This is a genomic window from Mycobacterium shinjukuense (assembly GCF_010730055.1).
GTDB classification, from domain to species: Bacteria; Actinomycetota; Actinomycetes; order Mycobacteriales; family Mycobacteriaceae; genus Mycobacterium; species Mycobacterium shinjukuense.
In genome coordinates, this window is the sequence record NZ_AP022575.1 from 457,161 (window position 1) to 470,764 (window position 13,604).

At 68.7% G+C, this 13,604-nt stretch carries 14 protein-coding genes; 5 read left to right on the top strand and 9 right to left on the bottom strand.

The window, feature by feature from the left end; genetic code table 11:
- Nucleotides 1-4: 4 nt before the first annotated feature.
- The 4 genes from G6N20_RS02090 to G6N20_RS02105 form a co-directional block, all read right to left on the bottom strand.
- On the bottom strand, nucleotides 5-1,651 hold the full coding sequence (locus G6N20_RS02090; RefSeq protein WP_083047673.1) for an ABC transporter permease: 1,647 nt from the start codon (nucleotides 1,649-1,651) through the stop codon (nucleotides 5-7).
- A complete protein-coding gene (locus tag G6N20_RS02095; RefSeq protein ID WP_083047671.1) occupies nucleotides 1,648-2,595 on the bottom strand; it encodes an ABC transporter ATP-binding protein in 948 nt (315 codons plus the stop codon). Before G6N20_RS02095 ends, G6N20_RS02090 begins: the two co-directional genes overlap by 4 nt.
- Nucleotides 2,585-3,223, bottom strand: coding sequence for a TetR/AcrR family transcriptional regulator (locus G6N20_RS02100; RefSeq protein WP_083047669.1), 639 nt, complete (start codon nucleotides 3,221-3,223; stop codon nucleotides 2,585-2,587). Before G6N20_RS02100 ends, G6N20_RS02095 begins: the two co-directional genes overlap by 11 nt.
- A gap of 126 nt (nucleotides 3,224-3,349) precedes the next feature.
- Complete coding sequence (locus G6N20_RS02105; protein ID WP_083047667.1) at nucleotides 3,350-4,045, bottom strand: O-methyltransferase; 696 nt, start codon at nucleotides 4,043-4,045, stop codon at nucleotides 3,350-3,352.
- Nucleotides 4,046-4,236: 191 nt separating this feature from the next.
- Here G6N20_RS02105 and sigE point away from each other — a divergent pair, with 191 nt between their 5' ends.
- The 4 genes from sigE (at nucleotide 4,237) to tatB (ending at nucleotide 7,638) form a co-directional block, all read left to right on the top strand.
- A complete protein-coding gene (gene sigE / locus G6N20_RS02110; protein ID WP_083047665.1) occupies nucleotides 4,237-5,001 on the top strand; it encodes an RNA polymerase sigma factor SigE in 765 nt (254 codons plus the stop codon).
- Between the two features lie 156 nt (nucleotides 5,002-5,157).
- Nucleotides 5,158-5,544, top strand: coding sequence for an anti-sigma E factor RseA (rseA, locus tag G6N20_RS02115; protein WP_083047715.1), 387 nt, complete (start codon nucleotides 5,158-5,160; stop codon nucleotides 5,542-5,544).
- A 149-nt stretch (nucleotides 5,545-5,693) separates the two neighbouring features.
- A complete protein-coding gene (gene htrA / locus G6N20_RS02120) occupies nucleotides 5,694-7,211 on the top strand; it encodes a serine protease HtrA (protein ID WP_083047663.1) in 1,518 nt (505 codons plus the stop codon).
- A gap of 52 nt (nucleotides 7,212-7,263) precedes the next feature.
- Nucleotides 7,264-7,638 (top strand): Sec-independent protein translocase protein TatB, encoded by a 375-nt coding sequence (gene tatB, locus G6N20_RS02125; protein ID WP_083047661.1) that lies wholly within the window; start codon nucleotides 7,264-7,266, stop codon nucleotides 7,636-7,638.
- Between the two features lie 74 nt (nucleotides 7,639-7,712).
- Here tatB and G6N20_RS02130 read toward each other — a convergent pair whose 3' ends face one another.
- The 5 genes from G6N20_RS02130 to G6N20_RS02150 all read right to left on the bottom strand — a co-directional run bounded on the left by G6N20_RS02130 (nucleotide 7,713) and on the right by G6N20_RS02150 (nucleotide 12,879).
- Nucleotides 7,713-8,867, bottom strand: coding sequence for an Mrp/NBP35 family ATP-binding protein (locus tag G6N20_RS02130; RefSeq protein ID WP_083047659.1), 1,155 nt, complete (start codon nucleotides 8,865-8,867; stop codon nucleotides 7,713-7,715).
- Nucleotides 8,868-8,910: 43 nt separating this feature from the next.
- Nucleotides 8,911-10,257, bottom strand: a complete 1,347-nt coding sequence (locus tag G6N20_RS02135; protein ID WP_083047657.1) for a lytic transglycosylase domain-containing protein — start codon at nucleotides 10,255-10,257, stop codon at nucleotides 8,911-8,913.
- Nucleotides 10,258-10,372: 115 nt separating this feature from the next.
- Complete coding sequence (locus G6N20_RS02140; RefSeq protein ID WP_083047655.1) at nucleotides 10,373-10,915, bottom strand: DUF1003 domain-containing protein; 543 nt, start codon at nucleotides 10,913-10,915, stop codon at nucleotides 10,373-10,375.
- Nucleotides 10,912-12,216, bottom strand: coding sequence for a magnesium transporter MgtE N-terminal domain-containing protein (locus tag G6N20_RS02145; RefSeq protein ID WP_083047713.1), 1,305 nt, complete (start codon nucleotides 12,214-12,216; stop codon nucleotides 10,912-10,914). Before G6N20_RS02145 ends, G6N20_RS02140 begins: the two co-directional genes overlap by 4 nt.
- A 69-nt stretch (nucleotides 12,217-12,285) precedes the next feature.
- On the bottom strand, nucleotides 12,286-12,879 hold the full coding sequence (locus G6N20_RS02150) for a DUF4190 domain-containing protein (protein ID WP_083047652.1): 594 nt from the start codon (nucleotides 12,877-12,879) through the stop codon (nucleotides 12,286-12,288).
- 202 nt (nucleotides 12,880-13,081) lie between these two features.
- On the opposite strand from G6N20_RS02150, the gene G6N20_RS02155 reads away from it, so the two are divergent.
- Nucleotides 13,082-13,603: a general stress protein gene (locus G6N20_RS02155; protein WP_083047650.1), complete on the top strand. Its 522-nt coding sequence runs from the start codon at nucleotides 13,082-13,084 to the stop codon at nucleotides 13,601-13,603.
- Nucleotide 13,604: the final 1 nt, after the last annotated feature.

The following is a 13,604-nucleotide window of genomic DNA, read 5'->3' on the forward strand; positions in this document are numbered from 1 at the left end:
CGACCTAGCACCGCAGGTCACGCCGTCGAAAAGCCATGGCCCCCATCACGATCAGCGCTGCGTCGATGGTCAATAGCCACAGCATCGGCACGGCGGTGAAGTGGCCGGCGCCGACCCGCGGAGTGTGCGCGAACGGTTCCAGGTCGAGCAGCCACTGCGGGAATCCCGCCAACGAACCAAGCAGATACAACGCGACGAAGCTCACCAACACAGCCCACGCCACCGGTGTGAACCGTGGGGCCAATCCGAACAACCCGACGGTCACCGCCGATAGCAACCACACCGCGGGCAGTTGTACGGCCGCGGTCCCGACCACGGTGGGTAGCTTGCCGGCGACATCACCGGCGGCCGCGCCGTAGGCGAGTCCGCCCACCAAGCCCGAGACCATGATCGCCGCCGCCGATCCGGCCAGCGCCATCACCAAATGGCTTGACAGCCAACGAGTCCGAGAAACGGCTCCGGCGAGCAGCGTCTCGGCCCGCTGCCCGGCCTCTTCCTGGTGCAATCGCAGGGATAACGAGACCGCGAATGCCGCGGCAACCATGCCGATCATGGTGAAGGCCAAGTCCACGAAGGCCTGTTCCAGCGCGCCGGTGCCGCCCATCCGGGTGACGATGTCACGTACCGTCGCGCTGTCGCCCAGCTGCCTCTCGATGCCGTGCACCACACTGCCCATCACCAGGCCAAACAGGCCAAGGCCGATGGTCCACAGCAGCAGGGAGCCGCGGTCAAGCCGCCAGGCCAGCCCGAAGGCGTTGCCCAGCGCGGGCGCGGCGGTGCCCGGGCCGGCCCGTTCGGCGATGAGTCCGGCACCGACATCGCGGCCGGCGCGCAATCGATAGGCCGCCAGCGTCAGCGCTACTGTGGTTGCCAGGTGCAGCAGCGGCACCCACCAGCGCTCGCCCGCGTAGGGTCTGACCTGCAGTGACCAGCCCAGGGGGGAGAACCAGGACAGCGCGCCGGAGCCGGCATCACCGACGGCCCGCAGCATGAACGCGGCGCCCAGCACGGCGAACGCGACGCCGCGGGTGACCCGGGCGCTCGGCGACAGTTGCGCGGACACCGCGGCCACGGCGGTGAAGACCAGCCCGGAGGCGGCCAGCGCCGCGCCGAACGCGACCGACCCGGTCGGGGCCACGTCGGTGGCGAGCAGCCCCGCCGCACCGATCGCGCCGGTGACGATCGACGCCCCGAACGACAACAGCAGCGCGGCGGTGAGGTTGGCGTAACGGCCGACGACGGTGGAGTCGATCAGCTCGGCGCGCCCGGTTTCCTCGTCCGCGCGGGTGTGGCGAATCACGGTGAGGATGACCGCCACCGCGATGAGGGTGTGGAACATCCCGGCTTTCCAGATTCCGAGCGCGCCGAGGCTGTCGTTGTAGATCGGCCCGTAGAGCGCACGCTGGGCCGGGCTGGCCATGATACCGGCCACCGCCCCGGCGCGGGCGGCCCGGTCGGCGTAGACCGCTTCGACGCTGCCGACATACACGGTGGCCAGCGGCACCGACAGCAGCAACACCCACAGCGGCAACCCCACCCGGTCGCGGCGCAGGTACAGGCGCAGCAACCCGAGGGTGCCGGCGAAGTTCGAACCGCGTTGTGGCCCACGGGGTGGTGCGGGGCTGGGGCGACCCAGGACCGCAATGCTCATAGCGCCGCCACCCCCGTTTCCCGGCGTTCGTGGGCTCCGGCATCGGGACCGAGGCGGTAGTGGCGCAGGAACAGCTCCTCGAGGGTGGGCGGCTGGCTGACCAGGCTGCGCACCCCGGCGTCGCCGAGCACCCGAATGAGCTCACCCAGGCTTTCGCTGTCGACCTGGGCGCGCAGCGTGCTGCCCTCGATGCTGACGTCTTCGAGTCCCTTGATCCGGGTGAGATCTCCTGGGTCACCGATCATTTCGGCCTTGATTGAGGTGCGGCTGAGGTGGCGCATGGATTCCAGCGAACCGCTCTCGACGGTCTTGCCCGCGCGGATGATGGTCACCCTTTCGCACAACGCCTCGGTTTCGGCCAGAATGTGGCTGGACAGCAGCACCGTCACACCACGATCTCGTGCTTCGCCGACGCACTGCTGAAACACGTTCTCCATCAACGGGTCCAGGCCACTGCTTGGCTCGTCCAGCAGCAGCAGCCTGGCTTGTGACGAGAAAGCCGAGATCAGCGACACCTTCTGGCGGTTGCCCTTGGAGTAGGTGCGCGACTTCTTGTGCGGGTCGAGTCCGAAGCGCTCGATCAGCTCGGCGCGACGATTCTTGTCGATCCCGCCCCGCATGCGAGCCAGCAGGTCGATGATCTCGCCGCCGGTTAGCGACGGCCACAGTGTGACATCACCTGGCACATAAGCGATCTGGCGATGCAGGCGGACGGCGTCAGTCCACGGGTTGCCGCCCAGCAACCGTGCGCTCCCACTGTCGGCCCTTACCAGACCCAACAGGATGCGGATGGTGGTGGACTTCCCGGCGCCGTTGGGTCCGAGGAAGCCGTGCACCTCACCCTCGCGCACCGTCAGGTCCAGGCCATCGAGCGCCCGAACCGCACCGAAGTTCTTGGTCAGACCGCGAATTTCGATGGGAACGTGGTGGCTTTCAGCTGGCATGGGATTCTCCTTGGTCGGATTCGGCCAGAAACGCTTCGTACATGGTGCGGTCGGTGAACAGGCCTTCGGCGTATACCTCGAGGGCGGGCAGCACCATGTCGCGGGCGTAGTCACGTAGCACCGCACGCAGATCCGTTGGGGTTTCATGCATTTGCAGATAGAGCAGGAAACCTCCGCCGCTGGTGATGGCCAGGTACCGGGCCCTGGCGCGTGGGTCGCGGCTGGGCCTTATGGTCCCAGCACGTACACCGTCGCCGATGTACTCCTCGGCGTTGTCAATCATCTTCTGCCAGAACATCGTTGCCAATTCGCCGCCGGATTGCATGCTGCGCACGAGGTAGGCCACCAACGGTGCGTAAGACTCGATCTCGGCCATCCCCGCCAGCCAGGTGGCCGGATCGTTGGACGTCAGCGCTTCTGACTTGCTGCTGCGGATTTCTTCGGCGACGTGGTCGTCGCAAGCTTTGCGCAGGCCTTCCTTGGAGCCGAAGTGGTGGATGACCAGCGCCGCGCTTACCCCCGCGGCTTCGGCAATGGTGCGGAGCCCGACGCCGAAGCCGTGCCGGCCGAACTGCTCGATGGCCGCGTCGCGGATGCGGGCGGTCGCGGTCAGGTCGGCTGAACGCACGTTCAGAACACTAAACAATTGTTCAGCCAACTGTCAAGGGCCATGCGGCGCTGCCGGCGCGGGGGCGAGCAGACGCAAAATTGCCCTGGAACGTGCATTCCAAGGCGATTTTGCGTCTGCTCGGCGCTACTCGCGCACCGCGGCCAGCAGGCCGTCGCCCAGCGGCACCAATGCCGGGGTGAGCCGGTCGTCCTCGGCGATCAGCCGGGCCGCCTCGCGAACCGCGAGCACCTCGGCGTCACGCGCCGCGGGATCAGCGGCCCGTCCACCCAGCGCCGCCCGATGCACCACGATGACGCCGCCGGATCGCAACAGCCGAACACCCTCGACGACGTATCCCGGCTGGTCGACCGGGTCGGCGTCGATGAACACCAAATCATAGGATTGGTCGGCCAACCGGGTGAGCACCTCTTGGGCGCGGCCGCTGATCAGCCTGGTGCGCGAGGGTCCGATGCCCGCCTCGGCGAACGCCTGCTTGGCCAGCCGCAGATACTCCGGCTCGATATCGATCGTGGTCAGCACGCCGTCATCGGCCAGTCCCGACAACAACCACAGTCCGCTGACGCCTGCGCCGGTGCCCACCTCGGCGACCGCTTTCCCGCCGCTGAGCTTCGTCAGCAGGCTCAGCAGCGCGCCGACGGCGGGCGTGACAGCTCCGGCTCCGCTGTCCATGGCTCGCTCGCGGGCTCTGGTCAGGATCGCGTCTTCGGCTATCGACTCTTCGGCGTGCGCGAAGAGCGCCTCGGCGCTTGGGGCCTGACTGGGGGCCGGCCCACTGGCCTCGCGGCCGGGGGTGACCGAGCTGTTACCGGTAGGGTCCATGACCCGCAGCGTATGTCCTATTCGGGACGCGGTCGGGCAGGCGCGCCCGCCGACACGCCCGGCGTGCACGGCGCGACGATGGTCACACGACGACCGAAAAGCCCTGGACAACGCGGGTAACCAAAAAGTTTCTCAGCCAAAGCTCAGTTTGCTCATATACCGCCCATACGCCGGTACGTGACGGTATCCCTATGGAACGCGCGGGACGTTGGGTGGGGAATACCACACGACAGCTGGACGTTGTCGCCGGAGACGAGTGTGCAGCCCTTGACGGCAGGGCAGATCCGGAGGAACCGATCATCACCATGTTGAGCCCGACCAGCATGTCTCATCCCCAACCGATTCGTGACGACGGCTGGGTGGAACCGTCGGACACGTTGCGGGGCACCGCGGTATTCGACGCGACCGGGGACAAGGCCACGATGCCTTCGTGGGACGAGTTGGTGAGGCAGCACGCCGACCGGGTGTACCGGTTGGCCTATCGGCTGGCCGGCAATCAGCAGGACGCCGAGGACCTGACCCAGGAGACCTTCATCAGGGTTTTCCGCTCGGTTCAGAATTACCAGCCCGGAACCTTCGAAGGCTGGCTGCACCGCATCACCACCAACTTGTTCCTCGACATGGTCCGCCGACGGGTCCGCATCCGGATGGAAGCGTTGCCCGAGGATTACGACCGGGTGCCGGCCGACGAGCCCAACCCTGAGCAGATCTACCACGACGCCCGGCTGGGGCCAGACTTGCAGGCTGCGTTGGATTCGCTGCCGCCGGAGTTTCGCGCCGCGGTTGTGCTCTGCGATATCGAAGGTCTGTCCTACGAGGAGATCGGCGCCACCCTGGGCGTCAAGCTCGGCACCGTCCGCAGCCGGATCCACCGCGGCCGCCAGGCGCTGCGGGACTACCTGGCCGCGCATCCCGACCAGGGTGAGCGCGCCGACGCCCTGCACACGGTCGGTTGACCCGACCGGCCGAGTCAAGCCACCCGGCACAGCCAGGGTTTGGCCACCCATGGTTGCCGACTGGCCGCCAATCCCGGGGTTTGGCCGCTGATGATGGTTATCAGGCACCGCGCCGCGCTACATTCGAAATACGGATGGCGGCGAAAGGAGCCGGTGATGGCCGACGGAGGACAGGTGTTTCGGCGCGCGTTCTCCTGGCTCCCCGCACAGTTTGCTTCCCAGAGTGACGCGCCGGTCGGCGCGCCTCGGCGGTTCCGGTCCACCGAGCATCTGTCCACCGAGGCGATCGCGGCGTTTGTGGACGGTGAGCTGCGAATGAACGCATACCTGCGGGCCGCGCATCATCTGTCGCTGTGTCCCCAATGTGCGGCGGAAGTGGACGATCACAGCCGGGCGCGGGCCGCGCTGCGCGACTCCCGCCCGATCCGCATCCCCAGCGCGTTGCTCGGATTGCTGTCTGAAATTCCGCAGGCCGCTCCCGAGGGCCCGGCACCGCTATCCGGCGCCGACCGCGACGTTGGTGACCAGCGCAAGCGCCGCTAGCGCTGGGGTGGTCGGCCAAAGCGTCCGGTTGTCAGGTTCGTGCCGACGAGCCGCGATCCGTGGATACTAGGGTGGACTGAAACAACGTCGGGCCCGGATGGCGCCGCGTACCAGCTCTCCGCTCGGATGAGAATCCAGAAGAGGATGACGTGACCTCTGATCAAGGCAATAACAGCGGCCAAGACGGCGGCCACCGGCTGGCGCCGCGCCCCATCGCCCGGCCCCCGGTGGACGCCGCATCGCGGCAGGCGTTCGGGCGTCCATCCGGTCTGCGGGGATCCTTTGTGGCGGAGCGGGTACGTCCGCAGAAGTATCGGGATCAGGCCGAGTTCAGGCCCCATGATCGAGCGACCGACCCGGTGCTGCAGGAGGCGTTCGGGCGTCCGTTCGCTGGCGCCGAGTCGCTGCAGCGCCACCCCATCGATGCCGGCGCGCTGGCCGCCGAAAGAGACGGTGGCCGACCGGACGAGCCCGACGATCCGTGGCGGAACCCCGCGGCCGCGGCCGCGCTGGGGACCCCGGCGCTGGCTCCGCCGGCGCCGCTGGGCACGCTGGGGCAGCGCGGCAAACTCGGCGTGCGCGACGTTTTGTTCGGCGGCAAGGTGTCCTACCTCGCCCTCACCATTTTGCTGCTGATCGCGCTGGTGATCGGGGTGATCGGCGGGGTGGTCGGCCGCAAGACGGCCGAGGTCGTGGAAGCCTTCACCACGTCGAAGGTGACGTTGTCCACCAGCGGCAACGCCCAAGAGCCGGCCGGGCGGTTCACCAAGGTGGCGGCCGCGATAGCCGATTCCGTGGTGACCGTCGAGTCGAAGAGCGATCAAGAGGGCATGCAGGGCTCCGGGGTCATCATCGACGGCCGCGGCTACATCGTCACCAATAACCACGTGATTTCCGAGGCCGCCAACAACCCCAGCCAGTTCAAGACCACCGTGGTGTTCAACGACGGCAAGGAAGTGCCGGCCACCCTGGTGGGCCGCGACCCCAAGACCGACCTGGCCGTGCTCAAGGTCGACAACGTCGACAATCTGACGGTGGCCCGGCTCGGTGACTCCGACAAGGTGCGGGTCGGCGACGAGGTGCTGGCGGCAGGTGCTCCGCTGGGACTGCGCAGCACGGTGACCCACGGCATCATCAGCGCGCTGCACCGTCCCGTTCCGTTGTCCGGGGAGGGTTCTGACACCGACACCGTCATCGACGCCCTGCAGACCGACGCCTCGATCAATCACGGCAACTCCGGCGGTCCGCTCATCGACATGGACTCCCAGGTGATCGGCATCAACACCGCCGGCAAGTCGCTGTCGGACAGCGCCAGTGGGCTCGGCTTTGCCATCCCGGTCAACGAGATGAAATTGGTCGCGCAAACGCTGATCCGAGACGGAAAGATCGTGCACCCGACCCTGGGCATCAGCACCCGCTCGGTAAGCAACGCGATCGCCTCGGGCGCACAGGTGGCCAACGTCAAGGCGGGCAGCCCCGCGCAGAAGGGCGGCATCCTGGAAAACGACGTGATCGTCAAGATCGGCAACCGTAAGGTCGCCGACGCCGACGAGTTCGTCGTCGCCGTGCGCCAGCTGACCATCGGTCAAGACGCCTCGGTCGAGGTGGTCCGCGAGGGCCGAAACGTCACGCTGACCGTCAAACCCGACCCCGACACCAGCTCGTGATGATCGCAAGCGCGGCGCAGCCGGGCGCAGCGGGTCATCACCATCCGACCTAGTGTTCGCCAACATCGGCTGGGGGGAAATGCTCGTCCTCGTCGTGGTCGGGCTGGTGGTGCTGGGCCCGGAACGGCTCCCGGGTGCCATCCGCTGGACGGCGGGGGCGCTGCGGCAGGCTCGCGACTACCTCGGTGGGGTGACCAGCCAGCTGCGTGAGGACATCGGACCCGAATTCGACGATCTGCGCGGGCACCTCGGCGAGCTGCGCAAGCTGCGGGGCATGACACCGCGTGCCGCCCTCACCAAGCACCTGCTCGACGGTGATGATTCCCTGTTCACCGGCAACTTTGACCGGCCAGCGGGGCCGAGCGCGGCTGAACCGCCGGGCCCGGATCACACCGCGAGCGCGCCGTTCGACCCCGACGCGACCTAGTGGGCCGAGCAGACGCAAAGGCCCCCGAAAATGCCCATTTTCGGGGGCTTTTGCGTCTGCTCGCCCGGATGACGCTAGCGTCGCGTCGGGTCCAGCCCCAGAGACATGCCGGCCAGTCCGCGCCGTCGCGCCGACAGCGCGTCGGCGATGCTGAGCAGCTCCTTGCCCACCGCCGAGTCGGGCGCGCTCAACACCAGGGGAACGCCGGCATCGCCGGCGGCCACCAGCGCGGGGTCCAGCGGAATCTGACCCAGCAGCGGCACGTCGGCGCCGACCAGCCGGGACAGCCGCTCGGCGACCAGCCGGCCGCCACCCTCGCCGAACACCTGCAGCGTCGTGCCGTCGGGCAGGGTGAGTCCCGACATGTTTTCCACGACGCCGACGACGCGCTGGCGGGTTTGCAGCGCGATGCTGCCGGCCCGCTCGGCCACCTCGGCGGCGGCCAATTGCGGCGTGGTCACCACCAGGATTTCGGCGTTGGGCACCAGCTGGGCCACCGAGATGGCGACGTCGCCGGTTCCGGGCGGCAGGTCGAGCAGCAGCACGTCCAGATCGCCCCAGTAGACGTCCGCCAGGAACTGCTGCAACGCCCGGTGCAGCATCGGGCCGCGCCACGCCACCGGCGTGTTGTCCCGGGTGAACTGCGCGATCGAGATGACCTTCACCTCGTGGGCGATGGGCGGCAGGATCATCGACTCGACCTGGGTGGGCCGGTCGGTGGTGCCCATCATTCGGGGGATGGAGTGGCCGTGAATGTCGGCGTCGAGCACGCCCACCGACAGTCCGCGGCCGGCCATGGCGGCCGCGAGGTTGACCGTGACGGTGGACTTACCGACGCCGCCCTTGCCGGACGCGACCGCATACACCCGGGTCAGTGAGCTGGGCTGAGCGAACGGGATGACGGGTTCACGGGCATCTCCGCGCAGCCGCTTGCGCAGCTCGGTGCGCTGCTCGTCGCTCATCACATCCAGGCTGACCGTGACGGCACCGGTGCCGGGAACGTCACTGACCGCACGGGTGACGCGCTCGGTGATGTCGGTTTTCTTCGGGCAGCCGGCGATGGTTAGGTAGATGCCGACGTGCACGCTGCCGTCGGGGCCGACCTCGACACCCTTGACCATCCCGAGCTCGGTGATGGGACGCCGCAGTTCGGGGTCGATCACTGTGGCCAGCCTGGCGCGCACCGCCCCGGCAAGGTCAGTCGGGCCGTCATTGTGTGTTGCGGACATCACCGCCGAGTGTAGGCGGCTCGGCCCGTGGTCGGCCGAGTGGTCAGCTGACCGGGGTGAGCACCGGCTCACCGGGTGCCGGCGGGTTGGCCGCCGGCGGCTGCGGTGCCGACGACGGCGCGCGCTGGCCGCTGCCGGCCGCTGCCGGGCTGGCCGGCGCCGGTGGGGAGCCCGGGACAGGACCGTCGGGCGGGGCCAGCGGATCGGGCGGCGGCGGAGCGGCCGGCGGTGCGATCACGATGCCCCCCGCCGGGGGTTGGCCGAACCAAGGCGGGACCGCGTCGGGCACGTTCTGCGAGGTGATGCAGATCAGCGTGCAGCCGGGCTGCGGCGCCTGCGGCTGCGGGACGGGCGGCAGCCATGGCCACATCGGCTGTGGCGTGTAGGTCGGCCGGGGCGGGCCGAAGTCGATCAGCGGCATGTGCATCAGCGGGTCGTTGACGCCGAGGCCGTTGACGTTCAATGGCAGATCGGGCCCGAGCCCCTCCGGATGCTCGAGGTGTGCGTCACCGATCGGCGGTGGCGGTCCGGTGATCGGCGGCAGGTCGACCGGGACCACGCCGGTGGCATACGCCGCGGCCCAGCCCAGCACGTTCTGGGCGTAGGGCAGCGAGTTGTTGTAGCGCAGGATCGCGGCCATGACATGGGTTGGGTCGCGCAGGTTGAGTCCGCCGCTGCACAGGTACCGAGCGGCCGCCAACGTGGAGTCGAACAGGTTCTGCGGGTCGGGCACTCCGTCGCCGTCACCATCGGAGGCATAGCGCGCCCAGGTGCCGGGCAGGAACTGCATGGGCCCCATGGCCCGGGCGTAGGTGACGCGGTTGCCGACCTTGCTCTGGATGATGATTTCGTTGCCCGGCAGGCTGCCGTCCAGCGTCGGGCCATAGATCGGGTTGAGGGCGGTGCCGTGCGTATCGGTGGCGCCGCCGTTGGCGTGCATCGACTCGATGCGCCCGATCCCGGCCAGCAGGTTCCAGCTGACGCCGCAGCCCGGTTCGGTGGCGGCCATTTTCTGTTCGGCATTGCGGTAGGCGGTCAGTGCCATGATCGGAATACCCAGCGCACCAGGTGAATTCACGATCAGCGGCGGCGGCGGGGCCGACATGGTGGCCGCGGCGACGCGGAACCCGGGCGGCGGGCGCTTGACGGCGACGACGACCGGGCCGGACCCGCCGGTCGCGGAGGCGGAGACCGCGGCAATCGGGGTGACGGCGGTGCGCGCCGGCGGGGTTCGTCCGGGGAAAGACGGACCGGCGCCCGCGACCGCCCCGGCGAACACCAGCGGGGTGATCACGGCCAGGCCGAACGCCGGTGTCCGGGTGACGCGAAGCGCTTGCTGCCGTACCGCTGCGACGGCCGGGCGGGCACCCCAGCGTCCCCCTATGCGCACCTCGACCGTCCTCAGTTATGTGCAGCCGTCGGGAAATTACCTTTTCTTACCGTGGTGAACTCGATCACCATACATAACTCTCGTCACGGGAGAAGCGCAATGGCCGACCCGGTTCTTAGCCGGATTTCTTGGCAGGCCGCTCAGCCTCCTCGGCCACCGGGGTCACCTCGCCGTCCGGTGTCCTGGGCCGCAGATCCGCCAGCAGCGTGTGCAGATTGTGCAGTTCGTGGCGCAGGTAGTCGCGCGTGGCGACCTCGCCGATTGCCAGCCGCAGCGCGGCCAGCTCACGGGCCAGATACTCGGTGTCGGCCTTGGTCTGCGCGGCGCGCCGACGGTCCTCCTCGAAGACGACGCGGTCCCGGTTTTCCTGCCGGTTCTGGGCCAGCAGGATCAGCGGCGCGGCGTAGGAGGCCTGCGTGGAGAACGCCAGGTTGAGCAGGATGAAGGGGTACGGGTCCCAGCGTAGGCCGACCGCGAACAGGTTCAGCGTGATCCACGTCGCCACGAAAATGGTCTGCACCAGCAGGTAGCGGCCGGTACCGAAGAACCGTGCGATGGATTCCGTGGTCCTGCCGACGGCCTCGGGATCCAGCCGCGGCGCGAGCGTGCGCGAGGTCCGCGGGGTGTACAGCCGTCGCGGCGCGAAGTTTTTGCTCACCGAGTTCCTCCGGATCGAATCGGGCCGACGGCATCGAACCCCTGCATATCCACGCGCCAGTCGTGTGGCAGCAGGTGGTCGAGCAGGTCGTCCACGGTCACCGCTCCCAACAGGTGGTTTTGGTCGTCGACCACCGGCCCGCACACCAGGTTGTAGGCGGCGAAATAGCGGGTGACGGCCCCCAAGGGGGTGTCCGGCGCCAGGGTGAGCAGGTCGGTGTCGATGATTCCGCCGACCAGCTCGGCCGGCGGATCCCGAAGCAGCCGCTGCAGGTGCACGCATCCCAGGTAGCGCCCGGTGGGCGTGTCGGTGGGCGGGCGCGACACGAAGACCATCGACGACAGCGCGGGGGTCAGGTCGGGATCGCGCACCCGGGCCAGCGCCTCGGCCACCGAGGTGTCCGGGGTCAGCACCACCGGATCGGAGGTCATCAAGCCGCCCGCGGTGTCGGGGGAGTGCCTCAGCAGCCGTCGCACCGGGTCGGATTCCCCGGGATCCATCCGGGTCAGCAGCAGCTCCGCGTCGGTGGGGCTGAGCACGCCGAGCAGGTCGGCGGCGTCGTCGGGATCCATCTCCTCGAGCACGTCGGCCGCCCGTTCGGTGCCCAGTTTGGACAACACCTCGGCCTGTTCGAGTTCGGGCAGCTCCTGCAGAATGTCGGCTAGCCGCTCGTTGTCGAGCGCCGTGAACACCTCGTACCGTCGCTTGGCCGGCAGTCCGCGGATGGCGTCGGCGACATCGACGGCCTTGCGTCCCTCGAACTGGTCCAGCAGCTGCGCCACTGCCTGATCGGGCATCGCCAAGGCGGACGGTGTCAACCCCGCCACGTGGTGCCAGTCCACGACGTGCGCCGGGCCACGTCGCCCCAGCCGCCGCGGGCTGCGCACCGCGACCCTGGTCACCATCCAGTCGCGGGTGCGGGTTTGCTCGATGCCCAGGTCGGTGATCACGACGTCGACGCCGGCCAGCTCGGGCAGTTGGGGATCGGTGACCTTCACCGGGGTGTCGAGCACCTGGCCCAGCGCCAGCACCTCGCCGGGCCGCTGTTCGAAGCGGCGCAGCGACACGGTGCCGGTGCTCAGGGTCACCGCTTTGGGCTCGATCGCCGCCACGCGCAGCATCGGTATGAAAATGCTGCGGCGGGTTGCCAGATCGATGACCAGCCCCAGCACCCGCGGTTGCTGGCGGACAATGCTGATGCCGATCACGACGTCGCGGACACGCCCGAAGGATTCACCGAGTGGCCCCAGCACCATCATCCGCGCCAGCCGCGCGACATACACCCTGTTGACCGATGCCATGCTTGAGAGCGTAGGCAGCCGGGTGCGGGACGGCAGCTCCGCCGGGTCGGCGCCGGTCGCCACCGCGTGCTACCGCGAGGGGACGGCGAAGATCCCGACCACCAAGTAGACCAGCAGGGTCGCCACGCCGATCACGATGCCGGCCACCGCCAGGCCGTAGCCCTCTTCACGAGTCTGCTTGACCTGGTTGAGGGCGATGGTGCCGAGCACGATGGCCACGATCGAGCCGATGCAGCAGAACACGCCGATGCACGCGGACACCAGCGAGACGACCGCCAGGGTGTTCATGCCCGGATTGGCCGGTCGGTAACCGCTCAGGAAGTCGGGCGGCGGGTAGTAGCCACTCGGGTAGCCGCTTGGGTGGGCGGGAGGTCCGTAGCCGCCGTAGGGCGGGTATCCGGGCGAGGGATAGCCGGCGGGCGGAATCGGTGGCGGGTAGCCGCCGCCGTAGTCCGGCGGAAATCCGGGCGGGCCCCACGGATAGGCGGGCGGTGGCTGATAGGCCGGAGGCGGGTAGTCGGCCGCTGGCCATTGGGCCGGTGACGCCCAGGGAGCGTCGGACACCGGTTGATCGGGTGGCCGGTCACCGGCCGGGGGTGGCGGCGCCCCGCCCTCGGGTGCACGGTGCGCACCTTCGCCGACGGAGTCGCCGGGAGCTGTCATGCTGACCAACCTAGCCTACGGGCTGGTCGCCGGTATGCCGGCGAATCAACACCCGCCGACGCTCTGGCCGGGTCCAGCCAGGCGAAACGGGTGAAGTGCCGGTTGCTCGCGCCGCCCAGCGCGGGCCCCCTGGATGGCGCGCCGGTGTGGCCGCCCCGACTGGAGATGAAACGATGGCACCGGCAGAGCAGAATGAGAATCGATGACTAGCCCATTTCCTCCCGGACAGGTTCCCGGTACCACGCCCCCTGCCGGGCGTCGGCATGGTGTGCCCGGATTGCCCACCCCACCCAAGGGTTGGCCGGTCGGGTCCTATCCCACCTATGCCGAGGCGCAGCGCGCCGTCGACTATCTCTCCGAACAGCAATTCCCGGTCCAGCAGGTGACCATCGTCGGTGTCGACCTGATGCAGGTGGAACGCGTCACCGGCCGGCTGACCTGGCCTAAAGTGCTCGGTGGTGGCGTGCTCAGCGGCGCCTGGCTGGGCCTGTTCATCGGGCTGGTGCTTGGGTTCTTCAGCCCCAACCTGTCGGCCGCCTTGGCCACCGGCCTGGTCGCCGGCGTGTTCTTCGGACTGATCACCTCCGCGGTCCCGTACGCAATGGCGCGCGGCACCAGGGATTTCAGCTCCACCATGCAACTGGTGGCCGGTCGCTACGACGTGCTCTGCGATCCGCAGAACGCGGAAAAGGCGCGGGATCTGCTGGCGCGCTTAGCGATCTGAC